Annotated in this window: 18 protein-coding genes and 1 pseudogene; 9 read left to right on the plus strand and 10 right to left on the minus strand. The window is 73.8% G+C overall.

The genetic code is table 11. From position 1 onward, the window contains the following. Positions 1-17 precede the first annotated feature (17 nt). From OHB09_RS31845 to OHB09_RS31860, 4 genes are read right to left on the minus strand one after another with little or no spacing between them, the layout of a single operon-like run. Entirely contained in the window at positions 18-986 is a 969-nt protein-coding gene (locus tag OHB09_RS31845) for a DMT family transporter (protein WP_006140179.1), read from the minus strand. Further along, positions 973-1983 carry an N-acetylglucosamine kinase gene (locus OHB09_RS31850; protein WP_191853717.1) on the minus strand — a complete coding sequence of 337 codons (1011 nt, stop codon included), beginning with the start codon at positions 1981-1983 and terminating at the stop codon, positions 973-975. Before OHB09_RS31850 ends, OHB09_RS31845 begins: the two co-directional genes overlap by 14 nt. 37 nt (positions 1984-2020) lie before the next feature. Beyond that, positions 2021-3193 (minus strand): SIS domain-containing protein, encoded by a 1173-nt coding sequence (locus OHB09_RS31855; RefSeq protein WP_234526908.1) that lies wholly within the window; start codon positions 3191-3193, stop codon positions 2021-2023. Beyond that, positions 3190-4518: a D-tagatose-bisphosphate aldolase, class II, non-catalytic subunit gene (locus tag OHB09_RS31860; protein ID WP_191853719.1), complete on the minus strand. Its 1329-nt coding sequence runs from the start codon at positions 4516-4518 to the stop codon at positions 3190-3192. The genes OHB09_RS31855 and OHB09_RS31860 overlap by 4 nt, the downstream gene beginning before the upstream one ends. A 155-nt stretch (positions 4519-4673) precedes the next feature. On the opposite strand from OHB09_RS31860, the gene OHB09_RS31865 reads away from it, so the two are divergent. From OHB09_RS31865 to OHB09_RS31885, 5 genes are all read left to right on the plus strand, one after another. Continuing rightward, a complete protein-coding gene (locus tag OHB09_RS31865) occupies positions 4674-5474 on the plus strand; it encodes a GntR family transcriptional regulator (protein WP_006140183.1) in 801 nt (266 codons plus the stop codon). Positions 5475-5788: 314 nt separating this feature from the next. Beyond that, on the plus strand, positions 5789-6145 hold the full coding sequence (locus tag OHB09_RS31870) for a PadR family transcriptional regulator (protein WP_040895129.1): 357 nt from the start codon (positions 5789-5791) through the stop codon (positions 6143-6145). Continuing rightward, the gene (locus OHB09_RS31875) at positions 6142-7026 is read left to right on the plus strand and encodes a hypothetical protein (protein ID WP_328922931.1); all 885 of its coding nucleotides are present in this window, start codon (positions 6142-6144) and stop codon (positions 7024-7026) included. The genes OHB09_RS31870 and OHB09_RS31875 overlap by 4 nt, the downstream gene beginning before the upstream one ends. A 152-nt stretch (positions 7027-7178) precedes the next feature. Next, positions 7179-8018 carry a DUF4184 family protein gene (locus OHB09_RS31880; protein ID WP_328727663.1) on the plus strand — a complete coding sequence of 280 codons (840 nt, stop codon included), beginning with the start codon at positions 7179-7181 and terminating at the stop codon, positions 8016-8018. Between the two features lie 138 nt (positions 8019-8156). Next, positions 8157-9065, plus strand: a complete 909-nt coding sequence (locus OHB09_RS31885) for a trimeric intracellular cation channel family protein (RefSeq protein WP_328922932.1) — start codon at positions 8157-8159, stop codon at positions 9063-9065. Positions 9066-9099: 34 nt separating this feature from the next. Here the strand turns inward: OHB09_RS31885 and OHB09_RS31890 are convergent, their stop codons facing one another. The 4 genes from OHB09_RS31890 to OHB09_RS31905 all read right to left on the minus strand — a co-directional run bounded on the left by OHB09_RS31890 (position 9100) and on the right by OHB09_RS31905 (position 13243). Then, positions 9100-10512, minus strand: a complete 1413-nt coding sequence (locus tag OHB09_RS31890) for an erythromycin esterase family protein (RefSeq protein ID WP_328922933.1) — start codon at positions 10510-10512, stop codon at positions 9100-9102. 121 nt (positions 10513-10633) lie between these two features. Further along, complete coding sequence (locus OHB09_RS31895) at positions 10634-11506, minus strand: class I SAM-dependent methyltransferase (RefSeq protein ID WP_191891274.1); 873 nt, start codon at positions 11504-11506, stop codon at positions 10634-10636. 95 nt (positions 11507-11601) lie between these two features. Continuing rightward, positions 11602-12204 (minus strand): helix-turn-helix domain-containing protein, encoded by a 603-nt coding sequence (locus OHB09_RS31900; protein WP_093595170.1) that lies wholly within the window; start codon positions 12202-12204, stop codon positions 11602-11604. An 88-nt stretch (positions 12205-12292) separates the two neighbouring features. Continuing rightward, positions 12293-13243 carry an alpha/beta hydrolase family protein gene (locus OHB09_RS31905; RefSeq protein WP_191853726.1) on the minus strand — a complete coding sequence of 317 codons (951 nt, stop codon included), beginning with the start codon at positions 13241-13243 and terminating at the stop codon, positions 12293-12295. 204 nt (positions 13244-13447) lie between these two features. On the opposite strand from OHB09_RS31905, the gene OHB09_RS31910 reads away from it, so the two are divergent. Together OHB09_RS31910 and OHB09_RS31915 are read left to right on the plus strand one after the other, a co-directional pair. Further along, complete coding sequence (locus tag OHB09_RS31910) at positions 13448-14029, plus strand: TetR/AcrR family transcriptional regulator (RefSeq protein ID WP_328922934.1); 582 nt, start codon at positions 13448-13450, stop codon at positions 14027-14029. A gap of 45 nt (positions 14030-14074) precedes the next feature. Further along, a pseudogene (locus OHB09_RS31915) lies at positions 14075-14830 on the plus strand (alpha/beta fold hydrolase); the annotation flags it as partial. A 43-nt stretch (positions 14831-14873) separates the two neighbouring features. Here OHB09_RS31915 and OHB09_RS31920 read toward each other — a convergent pair. Together OHB09_RS31920 and OHB09_RS31925 are read right to left on the minus strand one after the other, a co-directional pair. Then, positions 14874-15932 (minus strand): DUF6745 domain-containing protein, encoded by a 1059-nt coding sequence (locus OHB09_RS31920; protein WP_328730332.1) that lies wholly within the window; start codon positions 15930-15932, stop codon positions 14874-14876. Positions 15933-16221: 289 nt separating this feature from the next. Then, on the minus strand, positions 16222-16548 hold the full coding sequence (locus OHB09_RS31925; protein WP_006140196.1) for a hypothetical protein: 327 nt from the start codon (positions 16546-16548) through the stop codon (positions 16222-16224). 197 nt (positions 16549-16745) lie between these two features. Between OHB09_RS31925 and OHB09_RS31930 the strand changes: the two genes are divergently transcribed. Together OHB09_RS31930 and OHB09_RS31935 are read left to right on the plus strand one after the other, a co-directional pair. Further along, positions 16746-17711, plus strand: coding sequence for an STM4015 family protein (locus tag OHB09_RS31930; RefSeq protein ID WP_267972906.1), 966 nt, complete (start codon positions 16746-16748; stop codon positions 17709-17711). Between the two features lie 74 nt (positions 17712-17785). Further along, on the plus strand, positions 17786-18937 hold the full coding sequence (locus tag OHB09_RS31935; RefSeq protein ID WP_328922935.1) for an STM4014 family protein: 1152 nt from the start codon (positions 17786-17788) through the stop codon (positions 18935-18937). The last annotated feature ends 14 nt before the right edge of the window (positions 18938-18951 follow it).

Genomic DNA, 18951 nt, shown 5'->3' on the forward strand with positions numbered 1-18951 from the left:
GGACGGGGCGGGACCGGCTAGCCGACCTTCTCCGCCGTGGCCCCCGGGGCGAGGGTGTCCTCCCCGCGCTTCTCGTCGGTGTAGACCATGAGCGTCGAACCGGCGAGGGCGAGGACGATGCCGATGGTGCCCCAGACGGTGGGCAGCGTCTGGTAGATGATCAGGGACAGCACGATCGTCAGGACCGGCGCCAGCGCGTTGGTGATGGGTGCCACCACGCTCGCCTTGCCGCGGCTGAGCGCCATGACGAGGAACAGCGCGCCCACCGCGTTGAGGACCTGGGTCCCCGCCGTGATCGCCGGGGCCTGCCAGGGAGCCGAGGGCAGGCTGCCCATCATCAGGTAGGCCACCGGGACGAGCGCGAGACCGCTGATCGTCATCCAGCCGAACGTCGTGGCGTCGTTGACGCCCGCCAGCGCCGCCTTGCGCATGAAGAACGCCTGGGCGCCCCAGGCCACGCAGATGATGACGGCGAGCACCATCCACGAGCCGGTGTCGACGTCACCGCCGGCCCCGGAGGGAATGCTGAGCAGCACGATCGCGACCGCCGCGGCGATCACACCGACCACGGCGAGCCGGGCTATGCGCTCGCGCAGCAGCGCCACGGCCATCAGGACGGTGATGACGGGGGAGAGCGAGACCACCGGGAAGATCAGGTAGGCCGGTCCGTCGGCGAGTGCCTGGAAGAGCAGCAACTGGCCACCGGCACCGGTGAGTCCGGCCAGCAGACCGTACAACGCGGCCACCGGGCGGCGGTCGAAGCGCTCGCGCCGCAGGGCGGCGGCCGCGGGGACCAGCATGGTGAACGCCCAGATGATGTAGATCATCTCGTCCGGGTAGTCGTACCGTTCGACGGGCTGGCTGGAGGTCGCGCCCCAGACGCCCCAGAACAGCACCAGCAGTCCGGCGTAGACGATCCAGCTCCGGCTGCTCCCGCCGGGCGCGCCGGGGGTGCCGGACGCGCCGGCCAGGTCAGAAGACGTCATCTCTGTCCTCCAGGGGGTGAGGGTCCGCGCTGTCGCGGAGAGCGGTGAGTGCCGCGGCGTCCAGCGGGGTGCCGGCCCGCTTCGCCGCGTAGAGCGCGGCCCCGATGACAGGGGGGAACAAGGGGGTGCGCAGGTCGTACGTCCCGTCGCCCTCGCGCAGCCGCGCGGTGAAGGCCTCCCGCACGGCGGCGGAGCCGAAGACCCCGCCCGAGTAGGAGACGGGTACCGCCTCGTCGGCGGCGAAGCCCAGCCGGCGTCGCGCGGTGTCGACGAGCACGGCCAATTCCCGGCCCGCCTCGGCCAGGATGCCGGCGGCCGCCTCGTCGCCGAGCTCGGCGGCCCGGGAGACGCTGCGGCTCAGGCCGGCGATGTCGCTGCGCCGTCCGTGCCAGCGGTTGAGGACCACGTCGATGACCTCGAGGTCGTCGATGAGTTCCAGGTGCCGGCGCAGCACCTCGGCGAGGGGACCCTCCGGGAGCCGTCCGTCGCTCATCCTGGTGAAGGCGTTGAGCGCCTGGACGGCGATCCAGTAGGCGGAGCCCTCGTCGCTGAACATCTCGCTCCAGCCGCCGACGCGGACGCCGGAGCCGTTCCGCTCGCCGTACACCATGGAGCCGGTGCCGCTGATGACGTTGATGCCGTCGACGGCGCCCAGGGAACCCGCCCACCCGCAGATCATGTCGTTGTCGCAGGCGTAGCGGTCGTTGCCGAGGACCTTGGCGGGGGCCGCGTCGAGCGCGGGGAGGTCACGGGGGGCCTCGCCGTAGCCGGGCAGGCCGAGGAAGGCGTGGTCGATGCCGTCCGTCGTGATGCCGGCCTTGGCGCAGACCTCGGCGATGCCCTTCTCCAGCACCCGGACGACGTGCTCGACGCCGCCCGAGCCGTTCTCGGCGAAGTAGTAGGCGCCGTCGCCGAGGGCCTCGGCCCGTACGGTGCCGGTGCTGTCGACGAGGCAGAAGGCCGTTTTCGTGCCTCCGCCGTCCACACCCAGAAACATCCTCGCTCCTCCTGTCGCTTCGGTGCGCGTGTCGTGGTCAGGCACGGTCGGTGCCGCGTTCCGGGAGCGGGTGCAGAGTCACGCCCTGCACCACCCGGTTCACCTCGCCGGAGGGGAACGGGTTGTCGGAAGGGATGCCGCGGGCCAGGGAGGAACGCAGGGCGAGGAGCTGCGCGCAGACGACCGCGGGCAGGGCCAGCGCGGCGTCCTCGGCCTCTCCGGCGCCGGGAACGATCCAGGTGCCGTCCTCGGGCAGCCCGTCCGGACGGCCGGCGACCGCGATCACCGCGCCCTGCGGAAGGCCCGCGCGCAGCTCGGCCAGGATGTCCAGGTCGTAGGCACGGGTGTACGGGTCGTTCGAGACGTAGACGAGTACCGCCGTGCGGTCGTCGAGCACCGCCTTGGGGCCGTGCCGGAAGCCCAGCGAGGACTCGGCCAGGGCGACGACCGCGCCGCCGGTCAGCTCGAGCAGCTTCAGCGCGGACTCCTCCGCCAGCCCCTTCAGCGCCCCGCTGCCGAGGTACACCAGCCGCTCCGGACGGCGGGCGACCAGGGCCTCGATGCCCTCGTCCAGGCCGCCGGTGGTGAGGTGCTCCGCGGCCTTCGCGAGCGTCTCGACCTCCGCCTCGCCGTCCACGGCGCCGAAGGCGAGCAGGGAGGCCAGCACCATGGAGGTGAAGCTCGACGTCATGGCGAAGCCGCGGTCGTTGGAGGCGGCCGGCATCCGCAGGACGTGCGCGCCGGGATCGGCGGCGTGCTCGCGGGCGAGCCGGCCCTCGCTGTTGCAGGTGATGATCAGGTGTCCGACCCGGCTGAGGCAGCGGCCGGCGAGCTCGGCGGCCGCGACGCTCTCGGGGCTGTCCCCGGAGCGGGCGAAGGACACCAGCAGGGTCGGCACGTCCTCGCTGAAGGAGCCGTAGGGGTCCGAGACGATGTCGGTCGTCGCCACGGCGTCCACACGGCGCCCGGTGCGGCGGGCCAGTACGCCGCGGACGATCCGCCCCGCGTAGGCCGATGTACCGGCGCCCGTCAGCACGATCCGCAGGTCTTCCCGCGCGAGGAAGGGCGCCAGGAAGTCGTCCAGTTCCTTGCGGCCGTCCGCCAGGATCCGGCCGACCTCGCGCCACATCCGCGGCTGCTGCCCGATCTCGGCGACCGTGTGCTCGGCGCCCTCGTGGCGGGAGGTGGGGGTGTCGGTCGTGGTGGTCACGCGTACTCCTTGTCATGGCGTGCGGTGGTGCGGCGTGCGGTGGTGCGGCAGGCGCGGTCGTAGTCGCGCAGGACGTCGCGGACCCGGTCGACGGCCAGGGCCCGCGGGCTCGGCTCGAGGCGGCCGGCACGCACGCGCCGGTACTGCTCGGGAAGCCGGGCGCTCAGCAGCGGCAGGGGGATGCCGGTGGCGGAGAGGTTCTCGAAGAGCGCGGTCACGGCCGCCTCTATCTCGGGGTCCGGCCAGTAGTAGCGGACCCGGTCGCTGTAGCTGTAGCGGCGGGCGAGCCGCCGCTCCTGCTCCTCGCCCTCGTAGTAGCCCTCCCACCAGGACGGTTCGGCGCGCATCCGGCGCTCGACGACCTCGGGGAGGCGGGAGCGCCGCTCGGGGGCGAGGAGTTCCTCCTCGATGCCGGCCAGCGCGTACAGCGCCTCGCGCAGGGCGAAGGTCAGGCCGGGGCCGACCTTGAGCACCGCCCAGTGGTCCTCGACCAGCGCGGACAGCGCCTCGGGGGTCTGGTAGTCGGTGGAGTGCGCCTCGAAGACCATGCCGGGCTCGGTGTCCAGCACCGTGCGCAGTTCCCCGGTGCGCTCCCGGTCGTAGTCGACGACCTTGAGGTGGTCGAACTCGACGCCCGGCTGCACGACCAGCGCCATGACCCGGGGCCACACCTCGCTCACCCCGTGCTCCGCGAAGGCCTCGTGATGGCGCTTGAGAGTGAGCCGGGCCCCGTCCGCGGTGGTGGGGCGGACGCCGTCCAGCGTCTCGTGCGCACCGCCCGGCACCGGCACCTCGGTGCCGATCACGTAGCGGAGCGCGGCGCCGCCGTCCTCGGAGATCTCGCGTGCGGTCTCCTCCGCGACAGCCACCAGACGTGCCGCCCGGTCGGCGACCACCTCGTCGCTCAGCGGCGCGGGGTCGCCGGCGCAGGAGAAGCTGCAGTCCAGGTGGATCTTGGTGAAGCCCGCCCGGACGTATGCCGCCACGAGCCGCTCCGCCTCCCGCATGGCCTCCTCCGGGGGCAGCGCGCGCCACCGGTTGGGGCCGAGGTGGTCGCCGCCGAGGACGACACGGTCGGCGGGCAGGCCCAGACGACCGGCGATGCCCCGCACCAGGGAACGGAAGTCGTCCGGCCGCATGCCGGTGTAGCCGCCGTACTGGTCCACCTGGTTCGACGTCGCCTCCACCAGGACCGTGCCCCCGGACTCCAGGGCCTGGAGGACCGCCGCCTCGATCACCAGCGGATGGGCGGAACAGACCGACGTGATCCCCCGGGCGTCACCACCTTTCTGGTGCCGCACCAGTTCGTCCAAGGCACTGCTCATGATTCACCCCACGGTCGCACAAGTCGGGCGCCACAGGCGAAGACGCCTGAATCACCCCGGAAAACCAACTGGAACGATACTGGCCTGAAAACTGGTCGTCAATGGTCTGAGTCTGGTATGTATCTGGTATGGCAACTCACTGGTACGGTACTGGTATGGCCGCCTCGGACTCCGCTCTCCCGCAGGGACTCCTCTCCAACGACGCCCTCCCGCTCTACGCCCAGGTCGCCGCGCGCCTGCTCGACGACATCTCCGGCGACGGAGCGCGCCCCGGCGACCGCCTCCCCTCCGAACGCGCGCTGGCCGGCCGCTACGGCGTCTCCCGCGTCACGATGCGGGCGGCGCTCAACGAACTCGCGGCGCGCGACGTCATCGAGTCCTCACCGGCCCGCGGCTGGTTCCTCGCCGAGGGCATCACCCGTGTCCTCTCGGCCCCGCGCCGGCCCACGGGCACGCCCGGCCCCGCCGGCGGCCGCACCGTGCAGGGCTTCGCCGACTACGCCGAACAGCACGGCTTCCGCATCCGCGCCGAGGTACTGGAGTCGGAGGTCAGGCCCGCCACCGTCCGTGAGGCCGAACGACTGCGCATCGGCCCCGGCGCCGACCTCTTCGAGATGCGCCGCGTCCGCTACCTCGACGACCGCGTCGTCGTCCTGGAGCACAACCGGCTGCCCCTCGAACTGTGCCCGCTGCTCGCCGAGACCGACTTCTCCAAGGACTCGCTCTTCGCCACCCTGCGCCGCGCGGACCCGCCCCAACTGCCGCGCGTCGCCGACTACTCGGTGGAGGCCAGGCAGCCCACGGACGTGGAGCGCGAACTGCTGGAGATAACGGACACCACGCCCGTCCTGGTGGCCACCCAGCTCGCCTTCAACCAGTACTCCCAGCCCCTGGAACTGACCGCGGCCATCTACCGCGGCGACCGCTACCACTTCCGGGCGTCCATCACCGGCTGAGCCCCGCCCCGGCCGCCGTCCCCGCGGGGGAGGCGCTCAGGCGCGGCGCAGGGCCCGGGGGTGCGGTCGAAGCGGGTGCGGCCGAAGCGGGCGCGGAAGGTCCTGATGGAGTGGCCGCCGTCGGAGAAGGGCCCACGCGCCGCCGGCCCCGACACGCCGAGCGACGTGGACAGCGGCTCCTCGCCGCGGCCGCTGTCGGCGTCGGGGGGGCGAGGCCGACGGCGAAGCCGCCCGGGCGGTCCCTGCTCGTTTATGGTGCCGGCTGTCCTCCTCCCGCATTGCCGATGCGTCGCCGGGCGGCATATGTTGACCGGATGAGCGAGCGCGTGCTGCAAGAACCCACCCTGCTGATCCTCACGGCACTGGCGGACCGGCCCCGGCACGGCTACGCCGTCACCCAGGAGGTCACCGCCCTGTCCGCGGGCCGGGTGGTCCTGCGCACCGGCACCCTCTACGGCGCCCTCGACCGGCTCCTGAAGGAGGGGCTGATCGAGGTGCACCGCGAGGAGGTCGTCGACGGGCGGGCCCGCAAGGTCTACACGCTGGCCCCCTCCGGCCGGGAACGCCTGGTCGCCGAGGCCGAGCGGATGGCGGCCACGGCCCGTGAGGCCACCCGCCGACTGCGCCTCGCCGGACCGACGGCCACGGCGGCGAACCCGGCGGCCCGGTGATGATCGCCCTCCTGCTGCGCCTGTACCCGCGGCGCTACCGCCGCGAGAACGGTGCGGAGATTCTCGCCGTCCACCAGGAGGCGGCGGCGCACCTCACCCGCCTCGGCAGGGTGCGGGACACCGCGGACATCGCCGCGCACGCGCTGCGGATGCGCCTCGGACTGACCTCCGCGACGGCCGCCGGACGGCTGCTGGCCGAGGCGGGGCCGCTGGCGGCGGGCGCGGCGGCGGCCTACTGCGGCCTCCACCTCAGCCGCTGGTACATCTCGACGGTCGTGTCACCCGGCCCCGCGCATCTCGAGGCCGACAGTGCGAGCGTCCTGCTGTTCGCCGCCGCCCTCGCCTTCGTCGGCGCCGTCACGGCACTGACCGGACACCGGCGCGCGGGCACCCTCGCCCTCGTCACCGGGCTGGTGGCGCTGGCGGTCGCGGCCGTCGTCGACGGGCCCGCCTTCGGCGATCCCGTGGTCACCCCCGCCATGGCCCTGCTCACCGCCTTCGTCCTCGTCGCCGGCCCGCCCGACCTGCCGCCGGACCCCGGGGCGTGCGCGGCGGCCGGTGCCATGGCGGCCGCCGCGTGGCTGCCCCTCACCGCCCTCTACGCCGGGGCGCTGCCGGTCAGCACCGACTACGGCATGTGGCCCCTTCTCGTCCTCGCGGCCGCCGCGCTCCTGCGGACGCTCCGCACGGCGTCCTCCGTCCTCACCGGCACCGCCGCGGCCGCCACCGCCTCCCCCCTCCTCCTCGCCCACGCCCGCACCAGCGGCGCCTGGGAGTACCCCCTCCCGCTCTGGGCGGGCATCGCCGCGATCCCCCTGGCGGGAGCCCTGGCCGTAGCGCTGCGCACGCTCCGCCGCCGGGTGCCCGGAACGCGCGACTGAGGCCTGCCGGCCGACGCTGGGCGCCCGGCCGGTTCATCATAGTCAGTTCAACGACATATACTTCCGTGCGTCATATGTAGTCGATCGGCCCCGCCGCCCCTTCCTGTCCGGGCCGGCCGCCCGTCCTCCGACGACATGGGAGCGAACCCTCGATGCCGTTCACGCTGGCCCATCCCGCGGCCGTGCTGCCCCTGCTGCGTTCACCGTTCTCCCCGGCCGCTCTCGTCTGCGGGGCGATGGCGCCCGACATGCCCTACTTCCTGGCCGCCGCGCGGATCCCGGTGAGCGCCCGGTCCTGGTACGAGCCCTTCCTCAACGCGACCGTGTCGCACGGCCTGTCCGGGCTCGCCGTGTCCGTGTCCTTCGCGCTCGCACTCCTGCTGCTGTACGCGGGGGTGCGCCGGCCGGTCGCGGCATTGCTCCCGGGCGGGCGCGCGCCGCACGGAAGAGGCGGGCGCAGTGCCCGGCGGGTGGGAGGGGTGCTGCTGTCCGTGCTGATCGGGGTGGCGACGCACCTGCTGTGGGACTCCTTCACCCACGCCGACGGATGGGCTGTCGTCCATGTGAGCCCGCTGCGGGCCCGTCTCGCGGGGGACCTCACGGTGGCGCGGGCGGTCCAGCACCTCAGCACCGCCGGAGGGCTGGCCGCCGTGGCCGCGCACCTGTGGCGGCGCGGGCGCCGGGCGCCGGGCGGCGGCGCCGGGCCGACGGCGCTGCCGGCGCCGGTCCGTCGCACCACCGTGGCGGCACTGGCGCTCGCGGCCCTCGCCGGCGCCGCCGCCCGCACGCACCCCCTGGCCTCCTACCGGGGCGGGCCCGCGGCGGCCGACCGCGTGGGCACGCGGGAGGCCTTGGAGACCGTGGCCTCGGACTGGGCCACGGGTGGCGGGGCCGCGCTGGTCCTCGCCCTCCTCCTGTACGCGTGCCTCTGGTGGGGTCACCGTGCGTGGCGTATCCGCACCGCACGGTCGACACGCGAGGCGAGTGCGTAACTCCTGCTGCGGCAAGGGAACTTGAGGGGCGTGCGAGGCGTCTGTCGTCTCGGAACGCCGTGCGGGTGCCCCGTCCCCGAGTCAGGTGTCCGCCGTACTCCCCGCACATGTTCACCCCGCTCCGGAGGCCCCACCCCCATGCCGATCAACGAACTGAACGGCGTCACCCAGTACGTCATGGACCTCGTGGGCATCTTCTCCTTCGCCCTCTCGGGCGCCTTCATCGCCGTCCGAAGGGATTTCGACGTCTTCGGGACGGTCATCCTGAGCGAGGCCGCCGGACTGGGCGGCGGCCTCTTCCGCGACCTCGTCCTGCAGGTGCCGCCGGCCGCCTTCACCGACCTCGGCTACTACTTCACCCCCGTCGGTGCCGCCGCGGCCGTGTACTTCGGACACCGCCTCTACGACGACCTCCTGGTGCGCAGAAGCGTCCTCTTCGACGTGCCCGACGCCGGCGCGCTCGGACTGTTCAGCGTCACCGGCACCATCAAGGCCCTCACCCACGGCTTCAACGTCCCCGCCGCCGTCACCCTCGGCGCCGCGAGCGCCGTCGGGGGCGGCGTGCTGGCCAGCGTGCTCGCCATGGAGGTGCCGTCCCTGCTGCGCTGGGACAGTGACCTGTACGCCCTGCCCGCCGTCGCCGGAGCCGGCTCGACCGCCGTCCTGCACCTCGCCGGAACGCTCAACGTGGGTACGGCGGTCGGCGCCTCGGTGTTCGCGATCTCCCTGCGGCTGCTCGCCCTGCGCTACGGCTGGCGCACCCCGCGCTCGCACTTCTGGCGCGACCCCTTCTCGGGGATGCGGCACCAGCCGGTCGCGGAGCCGGCGCGTCCGGCGCCGCCCGTCCCGCTGGAGGCCGACACCGTGACGCTGAACCCCTTCGACGCCCACACGGTCACCGTCCGGCGCGGGGACCTGGCCCACGGCGGGCCCCTGCCCGCGCACGTGCGGGATCCGAGGATCGGCTGGGGCGGTCCCATGCCACCGCACGTGCGGCCGGACGAAACCGGGCCGGACGAGGTGCGCGAGGAGCCCCGCCGGTGCTGACGGGGCTCGACGCGGCCGGGCCGGCCCGCCCGGGTCAGGACGTGCCGAGATACGTGGTGGCGTGGATCTCGTGGAGGTGGATGAGCACGTCGTGCGCCTCACCGAGCGCCATGTCGTACCTGTAGGTGTCGGGCCAGCCCGCGCCGACGTTGTAGGTGGTGCGCCGCTGGTCCAGCCAGGCCCGCACGGCGGGCGGTGCGGTGCGCATGTCGAGGATGTAGTCGCGCTGCCGTGCCGCGTCCAGCGTGTACTCGTTCGAACCGGGCCGGGCGCCCTCGATGGTGCGGGTCCGCATCACCCCGTCGTCGGTGCCGAACGCCTTGAAGTCGCCCTTGTAGAAGCTGAATCCGATGCTGACGTACTTCCCGCCCAGCGCGTCGCGCAGGAACGCCCCCTCGGTCTTGGGGTAGCGCGGGTCGAAGGAGTCGTAGGACACGTGGGTGTTGTGCGCCGACAGCAGCATCCGGTCGCCGGTGTGCCGGTTCCACCACAGCGTGTTCGCGGCCATCGTCCGGTCGCGGTACTTCATCATCCGCGCGACCTGGGTCTCGTCCTCGACGTCGAAGGAGAGGCCCTCGGCCATCTGGTGCACGGCCCTGGCGTTCTGCACCGCCCAGAGCCGGTCGCGGGCGTCGGCGCCGCGCCCCGGGCGGGCCTTCTCCAACAGGTCGAGGACCTTCCCGGTGCGCTCCGCACCATCCTTGCGCTCGGCCAGTGACAGCGCGGAGTACCGCGCGCTGTACGTGGCGGCGTCGGTGGTGGGCCTGAGTCCCTCGTAGAGCGCGGCGACCCGGTCCAGCAACTCCGGGTGGGCGCGGGCCACGTAGTCGGTGATCCGGTCGTACAGCTCCGGCCCGGCGTAGCCCATGTCGGTGCCCACGAAGTGCACCGGGTCGTGCGGGTGACGCAGGTTGTACTCCCGTATCCAGGCGATGAGGTCGCGGTAGTCCTGGTTGTTCCAGATCTCGTAGGAGCCCTGGAACTCCTCGTGCGCGATGTCCTCCAGGCTGCCCTTGCCGTGCACCACGTAGTCGTCGAGGCGCAGGCCGCTGCTCCAGGGCAGTTCCAGGGCGAAGGCACGGAACCCCTTCTCCTGGACCAGGTGCCGCAGTACCCGGTGCTTCATGCGGAAGAACTCCCGCGAGCCGTGGGTGGCTTCGCCGACTCCCACCACCTGGGCGTTCCCGACCATGGGGTCCAGTGCGTCGAGGTCCCGCCGGGAGCTGTCGGGATCGGTCGACCGCAGCGCGTGGGCACTGCGCTCGATGCCGCGCACCACCCGGTCCGCGGCCGAGGCGGTCCCGCCGACCCCGCCGGAGCCGACGGAGTCCGCGGCGACCCGCGTCGGCCCGTGGGCCGTGGCGTCCGCGAGGGCCGGGGTGGCCGCGGTCAGGGTGGCGAGGGTGAGGAGGGCCGAGGGGAGCAGTATCGCCGTGCGTCGTTTCATGGCTCCAGACTCCCGCCCGGACACCCTCGCCCACCAACCCGTGCGCTGCCCGCCCCCGGGTACCGCAGGCACTACCCGAGCAGGGGAGAAGCCCCCCCGGAAGACGGCTTCGGCCACGGCCTCAGACGGTGGGGCGTGCCGCCCAGACCGTGCGTGTGGTGCGCACTCCCAGGTCGTTCCGGCGCGCCAGGGCGTGGGGCCCGTCCGGGTCGAGGAGGGCGTCCAGCGCGGCCAGGTCCCGCGGGGTCAACTCGGCGGCGACGGCCTCCCGTACCCGGCGCAGGGCACTCGACGCGTAACGGGCCACCGCCTCCCGGTCCGACGGGGCCTGCGGGCCACGACCCGGCTCGATCGCGAGGGTACGTTCCGCCTCGACGTCGAATCCCGTGCTCCTCAGCAGGGGCGCCCAGTTTTCATGACGATGTGCCAGGTGGGCGGCGTGCCGGCGGTCGAGCGCGGCATGGCAGCGGTCCTCGAGACCCGGGGCCCCCGCAGGGGCGTCCGCGGGCAGGAACCGCGGGAAACCGGCCAGTTCGACGACCGCCAGCAGCCCGCCCGGCGCCAGCAGGCCGCGCACCCGGCGCAGCGCCCGCTCGGGATCGGCCAGATGGTGCAGCGCGGCCGAGGCCCACACCAGGTCGGGAGCGCCCAGGTCGGGCCACTCCTCGGCGTCCAGATCGGCCGCCACGGGGTGCACCCGGTCGGCGAGACCGGCCGCCGCCGCCTTCTCGTGCAGCCGGCGCAGGTGCGCGGGGGAGGAGTCGACGGCCGTCACCTCGGCCCGGGGGAAGCGGTCGAGCAGGGCGAACGTGCCGGCTCCGGTGCCGCAGCCGAGGTCGAGGAGGTGACGGGGCGTGTCGGTGACGGGCAGCCGGGCGACGAGCGAGGCGAGGTGCCCGGCGAGCACCTCCGCGTCCAGGTCGAGGAGTTCGGACAGGTCACCGGCGTCTTGCTCCTGCGCGGAGTGCGCCGTGTGCGGGGAGGGGTGGGTCATACGGTCACGCTAGGCGGGCCTCGCGCCCACGGCCCGCCCGTTCCCGGCATCGGCAAGAGGGCGGCCCGATCCGCTGCCGGAGGCGCAAGGCACGGTCAGGAGGGGGACCGTCGTGGCGGGCGGTCGGTGCCTGCCTCACCGCGCTGGTGGCCTCGGCGTGCGTCGCGGTCGAAGATGCCCAGGATCTCGCAGGGCCCGCCCTCGGCCCCGATGGCGTGCGGCAGCATCGTGGGGAACTCCGCCGCCTGGTTGGTCTCGAGCCGCAGCCGCCGGTTGCCCAGCAGGAGAGTGGCGGTGCCGGACAGCACCACGAGCCATTCACGTCCCGGGTGGGCCCGCATCCGTGAGGGGTTGTCCGGAGGCGGGTTGGTCATGCGCTGCCGGACGACGGACACCCCCGGCTGCGCCTTGAGCAGCCAGCTCAGCTGTCCGTGGGCCGCGTCGACCGAGGGATGCGAGACGACGTCGTCGACGGCCGTCTCGACCAGTTGGTCGAGGGAGGTGTCCAGCGCGCGGGCGAGGGTGACGAGCTGGTCCAGGGCCAGTCGCCTTCGGCCCGTCTCGATCCGGCTGAGGGTGGACTGGCTGAGCCGGGCGCGGGCGGCCAGCTCCTCCAGCGACCAGCCCTGCGCGACGCGCAGGGCACGGATGCGCCTGCGCACGAGACCGTCCAGGTCGCCGTCGTCCTCTTGCGTCATGGGCAGCATCGTATGCCGGTCCGGCAAGGTCTGCCCGAGGGTGCGGAGGGGCGGGCCCCCGCACCCCCGCACCGCCACGCTCACTCGCTCACTTGCTCTGCAGCTTCCCCAGGGGGTCGCGGCCCTCCTCGAGGGCGGCGGCAGCGGCCGGCCAGCCGGAGTCGCCGGGGATGAGGGCGTCCCGCAGGAAGGCCGTCGTGAGCCGCTGGAGCAGGGCGACGCGCGAGGGATTCTCGTCGGTCGTCGACGTCGACTCCTGACCGTAGATGCCGCCGAGCGAGTGTTCCGCCCCGGACAGGGTGAGCAGGCTCTTCGGGGCCGGGCTGTAGGTGTAGGGGTCGGTGAACCAGTCCGGCCCTCGGGTCGAGAGGAACGACTGGTCGTTGTCCCCGGCGACGACCAGGGCGCGCGTGCGCATGTTCTCGAACGAGGGCTTCATGAAGGGGAAGTTCTCCGCGGCGAACGGCGTCAGACTGTCCCCGAGGCCGGTCAGTGCGAGCAGGACGCCCGCCGAGACGCGGCTGTCGGTCATGTCCTCGCCCGGTACGCCCTCGGCGTCCAGGACGCGCGCGCCCAGCAGCGCGCTCGCCGACTGGGCTCCCCAGGAGTGACCGGCGACGGCGATCCTGCCGTGGTCGAGTCGCCCGGCGAGACCCGGTACGGCGGCCTCCAGCGTGGGGAGGCCGTCCAGCACGCGGACCAGGTCCTCGATGCGGTGGCGCCAGATGTGCGGCGTCCGAGGGTCCTCGGGGGGAACGCCGAGCGTCCTGGAATCGAGATGGGTGGGCTGTACGACCGCGAAGCCGGAGGCGGCCCAGAAGTCCACCAGCGGGGCGTATTCGTTCATCGATCCGCCGAAGCCGTGCGAGAAGACGAGGACCGGCAGGCCGTCACCGCTCGCGGGGGCGGTGACGCGGACCTTCAGGTCCTCGCCGCGTCCGGGGGCGGGCAGGGCGATCGGGCGCAGGGAGACCACCGGGGTGGGCGGCGGGAGGGTCTCGCGCAGGTCGGTCGTCTTGGGGAGGGCGGGCTCAGGCATGAGTGAGGCCTTCTGTTCGGTAGGGAACCGCGGTGGTCAAGGCGTCGTGCCGCCACATTCCGCCAGCAGGTGCGCGGGATGGACGGCACGCCCCGGAACTGCCAGGATGGCAGAAGCGGAACGTCGCTCCGCTCACGATACGGAACGTTGCTCCGCTTCGCAATGTTCCCGCGACCGGCGCAGCACGAGAGGGGACACGCCACCGTGAACCACGGCACGACGCAGGAGGCCGGACCCCGGCGCAAGGACGCCCGGCGCAACGCGCTGACCCTGCTCGACGCGGCCGCCGAGGTCTTCGTCGCCTCCGGAGTGGACGCACCGGTCCGCGACATCGCGGCCAGGGCCGGCGTCGGCATGGGTACCCTCTACCGGCACTTCCCCACCCGGGCGGACCTGGTCATCGCCGTCTACCGGCACCAGATCGACGCCTGCGTCGAGGCCGGGCCGGCGCTGTTGGCCGCTTCCGCGTCCCCCCATGTCGCCCTCGCACGCTGGGTCGACCTCTTCGTCGACTTCCTCGTCACCAAGCACGGTCTGGCCGCCGCGCTCCGAGCCGACCACGCCCGCTTCGAGACCCTCCACGCCTACTTCCTCGACCGGCTGCTGCCGGTCTGCGCCGGCCTCCTCGATGCCGCCGTGGCCGCCGGCGAGATCCGCCCCGGCCTCGGCGCCCCGCACCTCCTGCACGCCATCGGCAACCTCTGCGTCGGCGCCGAACGCGACAGGGACTACGACGCACGCCGGCTCGTCGGCCTTCTCGTCGCGGGCCTGCGCGTACGCGACTGACGGCGGTCCGGTACAGCGGGGGAGGGGAGACACGTGGGAGGCGCGATGACCTGGACGGAACGCACGGTCCTACGGGACGGCGTGCGGCTGGTGTGCCGGGACTGGGGCGGGAGCGGAGCGGCCGTGGTGCTGCTGCACGGGCTGGCAGGTCACGCCGGCGAATGGGACGCGACGGCCGCGCGGCTGAGCACCACGCACCGTGTCGTCGCCGTGGACCAGCGCGGACACGGCGCGAGTGAACGGCTCCCGACGGTCGTCTCCCGCGCGGCCTACGTCGAGGACGTCCTCGCCGTGACGGACCGGTTGGGCCTTCAGTCGCCCGTCCTGGTCGGCCAGTCCCTCGGCGGGCACACCGCCGTCCTCACCGCCGCGCGGCACCCCGGGCTGGTCCGCGCGCTCGTGCTCGTCGAAGCCGGGGCGGGCGAACCCAGCCCGGGAACCCCGGCGGACATCGGGGCGTGGCTGGACTCCTGGCCGGTGCCCTTCCCCTCGCGCGAGGCCGCGGTCCGGTTCTTCGGCGGCGGACCCGTCGGCGAGGGCGGGCTGTGGCCGCGCTTCGACCGGGACACGATGGTCGCCTCACTGGCCGAGCTTGCCCGGTGCTCCTTCGCCGCCGAGTGGAGCGGTGTCAGCTGCCCCACCCTGCTCGTGCTGGCCCGGTCGAGCCTCCTTCCCCCCGCGGAGATCGACGAACTGCTGCGCCGCCGCCCCGGCCTGACGTCCGTCAGCGTTCCCGGCACCGGGCACGACCTGCATCTGGAACGGCCCGGGGTCCTGCACGAGCTGATCTCGCGGTTCCTCGCCGACGGGCGCCGGCCGCCCGGTGCCCGGAACTGGCGGTGCGTCAGGTCTGCTGGGACGGCGCGTACACCTCCGCCTCGACACCGAACGTCCAGGCCACCCCCTCCTTCGCCGTGCGGGTCCTCGGGGGCACGCGGAGCCAGTAGGTGCGGTGCGTGCCGTCCGGCTCGGGCGTGGAGTTGAGCACCTCCACCATCACCAGCGGTTCGTCACCGACGAGGTCGATGCGCCACAGGGTGCCGGTCTCGTCGCGGTGCAGGGGCTTGGCGTCGGAGTCCTTGAGGTAGCGGTCGTATCCGTAGTACTCCAGCATCACGCGCCGCAGTTCGGCGTTCTCCTCCTTGTGGATCCGGACCGGCGTCAGCGTCGCCAGTTCGGTGAGGAAATCGGCCGGGACCGGCATGCCGCGCCAGGCGTGCAGGGCGAAGCCGTCCGGGTAGGCCAGGGCGGGTCCCTCCCCGTTGTCCAGCCGTCCGGCCTCGTCCTGGTGCAGCGCCACGGGCCGCTCCGACACCACGGCGACCCGGGCGTACGGCCACCACCAGCCGGCGCTGCGGCACACCTCGGTCAGCGCCTCGAACGGGCCGCCGGCCGGGGCGAACGCGGCGAGCCAGGGCGCGTCGTGCTGCCCGAGCACCGCCTCCAGGAGCAGCAGCCGTACCGCGGTCGCCTCCTCGCCCGTCGTCCCGCCGGCCAGCTCCTCCAGCACCCCGGTCCTGATCCGGTCCACCAGCGCCTGAGTGGACTCCCACAGCCGGCCGCCCGTCGCCGCCCAGTGCTCCGACCAGCCGCCGGCGCCCAACTCGGCGTGCAACCGGGCACGTTCGGCGGCCCAGGGGGCGTCACGTATCGCGTCCCGGACACAGGCCCCCCGGTCGGGCAGCTCTCGTATCAAGGACACGGCCGCGCGCGGGGACCCGGCCCACACGATCCGCTCGGGCTCCGGCAGTCCGGCCGCCCGGTAGGCCGCCCGGACGCCCGCCTCGGCCGCCGCCCGGTCGGCGGGGACGGTGGCCCGCGTCCACGTGCGCCACGTGCCCAGACCGTCGACGGAACCGTCGTCCGTCGATGTGGCGTCCACCGAATCGCCCTCCGCCGACATGACGTTCACGGAACCGCCGTTCACGGAACCGCCGTTCGCCGGATCCGTCCCGGCGGCGTCCGCCGCGCCGCTCCCGTCCGCCCCGCTGTCCATGCCCGCCCCACTCATGCCCGCCCCACTCATGCCCGCCCCACTCATGCCCGCCCCGCCCATGTCCGCCCCGCCCATGTCCGTTCCGTTCCCTCTCATGTTCGTGTCCCTCGTGTCTTCCGGCCCCGCGCCGGCGTGCACACCCACGCCTGCGCCCACACCCGCGTCCGTCCGGTCCGCGCCGGTGCCGCGCGCCCGCTCAGTCCGCCACGATGCGCACGGACCCGGGCACGTACTCCCGCTGCCTGATGACCCGGAACCAGCCCTCGGGCAGCGTGATCACCGCGTGCTCCTCGTGCACCACCCGGCCGCCCCGGGGCAGGTGCAGCAGCATCGGTCCGAACGGACCCGGCTCACGTATCAACTCGCCCGGCCCGACGACCGCGTGGGCGTGCCCCGTCACCTCGCCGAGCGCCAGCACGAGCCGGCCCCGCGCGTCCCGCCGCTCCCTCGGCGCGTGCGCCACATGAGCCGGGACCGCTTCCTCCGCGACGGGCACGATCAGTACGTCTCCCTGCCGGTACATGACTCTCCCCTCCGGCCGGGTGCACCGTGCACCGGCCTCATGAACGACACCGTAGGACCCACCACTGACAACGCCCCCTCGCCGCCGCCCGATCCGTCCCCGCACCGCGCTCCGTCCGCCCCGCCGACGGCGAATGTCAGTGGCTCTTGGTAGAACTGCGGCAATCGCGAGACCGCCGCAATCGACTGCCAAGGAGCATGCGCGTGTACGACGCCGACGAGATCGAGACGCTGTACGGATTGCCCGCCCACGACTTCCCGGCCCCCGACGAGCCCGTGGACGGCCTGCCCGCCGCCGACTCGGTCGCCTGGCGCGTCAGCAGCCGCCTGTACGAGGTCGACGAGGAGTGGACCAAGGCGTTCGGGCGGTTCTGTGCCGGCGTCGACACCACTCGCGTGCGGGCACTGGTCGTGGGCGCGTGGGCAGCGGCGTACGAGGGCGACTCCTCCGAGGTCGTCGAGACGTTGGTGGCCGCCCGGGACCGGTTCCCGGCGCTGCGGGCGATCTTCCTCGGCGACATCTCGATGGAGGAGGCCGAAATATCGTGGATCAGCCAGAGTGACGTCACCCCGCTCCTCGCCGCCTACCCCGCGCTGGAGGAGTTCGGGGTGCGCGGCGGCAGCGGACTGGAGTTCACCCCCCTGCGCCATGAGGGGTTGCGCCGCCTGGAGGCGCAGGCCGGTGGACTGCCCGCCGCGATGGTCCGCGGCGTGGGCGCCAGCGACCTGCCCGCCCTCGAGCATCTCGACCTGTGGCTGGGCACCCCCGACTACGGCGGCGACAGCGAGGTCGCCGACCTGGAGCCGATCCTCTCCGGTGCGCGCCTGCCGAAGCTGCGCCATCTCGCCCTGCGCAACAGCGAGATGCAGGACGCGGTGGCCGCGGCCGTCGCCGCCGCCCCGGTCGTCGCCCGGCTCGAGGTCCTGGACATGTCCATGGGCGTACTGACGGACGAGGGCGTCGGCGCGCTCCTCGGCGGACAGCCGCTGACCCACCTCCGCAGGCTCGACCTGCACCACAACTACCTGAGCGAGCCCATGCGGGACCGCCTCCGCCAGGTTCTGGAGCCGGCGGGCGTGGAGCTCGAACTGGAACGGGGCGACGCCGACGAGGACACGGAGGACGACGGCACCGTGTGGCGCTACGTCGCCGTGGGCGAGTGAGCCTCCCCGACACGGCGGGACCGCGGGCGCCGCGCCGGGCGCCGTCCACGGTCCCGCCGGCCGGGTCACCGGCCGTGCCGGCGCCGCACGACCGGCGCCTGGCGGTGGTCGGCAACCCCGGCAACCGCCGGGTCACCCTGTTCACGCAGGCGGTGCGCGCGGCCGGGCTGCCCGGCCCCCGCGTCGTGCCGTGGATCGACGTACTGCGCGACGGGGGAGCGGACTTCGCACCCGAGGAGACGGTCCGGCTCGACTCGCCGGGAGAGGACCCGGAGGTCGACCTCCTGCTGCGGGACGCGGAGGACCCCGCCCGGGTGGAGGGCTCGGCGCGCTGGTACGCGCGGTTCACGGCCGCGGTCGGCACCCTGCGTGGCGGCGCCCGGCTGGACGACCCCGGCGACCTCGCCGTCCTGTTCGACAAGCGCCGCTGCCACGCCGTCCTGGACGCCGCGGGCGTGCCGGTGCCCGCCTCGCCCACCTCGGGCCCGGGCGCCGCCCCGGTGCGCGGCTGGGACGACGTGCGGTCGCTGATGCGCACCCACCGCATGCTGCGTGCGTTCGTCAAGCTCGCGCACGGCTCGTCCGCCTCGGGGGTCCTTGCCGTCGAGACGGGCGGCGGCGGCCGGATCCGGGCCACCACCTCGGTGGAACGGACCCCGGACGGAGCGCTCTACAACTCCCTTCGGGTGCGCCGCTACGAACGCGAACGGGACATCGCCGCGATCGTCGACGCCCTCGCCCCCGACGGGCTGCACCTGGAACGCTGGCTGCCCAAGGCCTCCCAGCGGGGCCGCGCGGCCGACCTGCGGGTGGTCGTGGTGGCGGGGAGGGCCACCCACGCCGTCGTCCGCACCAGCCGCGCCCCCATGACCAACCTCCACCTCGGCGGCCGGCGCGGCGACCTCGACGCCGTGCGCGAGGCGGTGGAGACCGCGGGAGGGCGCTGGGCGGACGTGCTCGAGGTGTGCGAGCGGGCCGCGGCCTGCTTCCCGCGCACCCTGTGCGTCGGCGTGGACCTGCTGCCGGCCATCGGCTGGCGCAAGGTCTTCGTCGGCGAGGTCAACGCCTTCGGCGACCTGCTGCCCGGGCTGACCGGTCTGCCCGGCAGCGGCGCGGAGGGGGCCGACACCTACGCGGCTCAGGTCGCGGCCGCCCTGCACGGCCACGGCACCCACGACCCGGCGGCCGTCACCCTCGGCAGCGCGCCGCACCCGCACCACCCGTAACGAACAGGACCACC

The organism is Streptomyces griseoaurantiacus (genome assembly GCF_036189845.1).
Taxonomy (GTDB): Bacteria; Actinomycetota; Actinomycetes; order Streptomycetales; family Streptomycetaceae; genus Streptomyces; species Streptomyces griseoaurantiacus.

Excerpts from the sequence above, each read along its gene's own strand:
- OHB09_RS31925 (WP_006140196.1), bottom strand. The coding sequence starts at position 16,548 with ATGTACCGGCAGGGAGACGTACTGATCGTGCCCGTCGCGGAGGAAGCG.
- OHB09_RS31845 (WP_006140179.1), bottom strand. The coding sequence starts at position 986 with ATGACGTCTTCTGACCTGGCCGGCGCGTCCGGCACCCCCGGCGCGCCC.
- OHB09_RS31890 (WP_328922933.1), bottom strand. The coding sequence starts at position 10,512 with ATGAAACGACGCACGGCGATACTGCTCCCCTCGGCCCTCCTCACCCTC.
- OHB09_RS31885 (WP_328922932.1), top strand. The coding sequence starts at position 8,157 with ATGCCGATCAACGAACTGAACGGCGTCACCCAGTACGTCATGGACCTC.
- OHB09_RS31865 (WP_006140183.1), top strand. The coding sequence starts at position 4,674 with ATGGCCGCCTCGGACTCCGCTCTCCCGCAGGGACTCCTCTCCAACGAC.
- OHB09_RS31930 (WP_267972906.1), top strand. The coding sequence starts at position 16,746 with ATGCGCGTGTACGACGCCGACGAGATCGAGACGCTGTACGGATTGCCC.
- OHB09_RS31905 (WP_191853726.1), bottom strand. The coding sequence starts at position 13,243 with ATGCCTGAGCCCGCCCTCCCCAAGACGACCGACCTGCGCGAGACCCTC.
- OHB09_RS31880 (WP_328727663.1), top strand. The coding sequence starts at position 7,179 with ATGCCGTTCACGCTGGCCCATCCCGCGGCCGTGCTGCCCCTGCTGCGT.
- OHB09_RS31900 (WP_093595170.1), bottom strand. The coding sequence starts at position 12,204 with ATGACGCAAGAGGACGACGGCGACCTGGACGGTCTCGTGCGCAGGCGC.
- OHB09_RS31895 (WP_191891274.1), bottom strand. The coding sequence starts at position 11,506 with ATGACCCACCCCTCCCCGCACACGGCGCACTCCGCGCAGGAGCAAGAC.
- OHB09_RS31870 (WP_040895129.1), top strand. The coding sequence starts at position 5,789 with ATGAGCGAGCGCGTGCTGCAAGAACCCACCCTGCTGATCCTCACGGCA.
- OHB09_RS31860 (WP_191853719.1), bottom strand. The coding sequence starts at position 4,518 with ATGAGCAGTGCCTTGGACGAACTGGTGCGGCACCAGAAAGGTGGTGAC.
- OHB09_RS31920 (WP_328730332.1), bottom strand. The coding sequence starts at position 15,932 with ATGTCGGCGGAGGGCGATTCGGTGGACGCCACATCGACGGACGACGGT.
- OHB09_RS31850 (WP_191853717.1), bottom strand. The coding sequence starts at position 1,983 with ATGTTTCTGGGTGTGGACGGCGGAGGCACGAAAACGGCCTTCTGCCTC.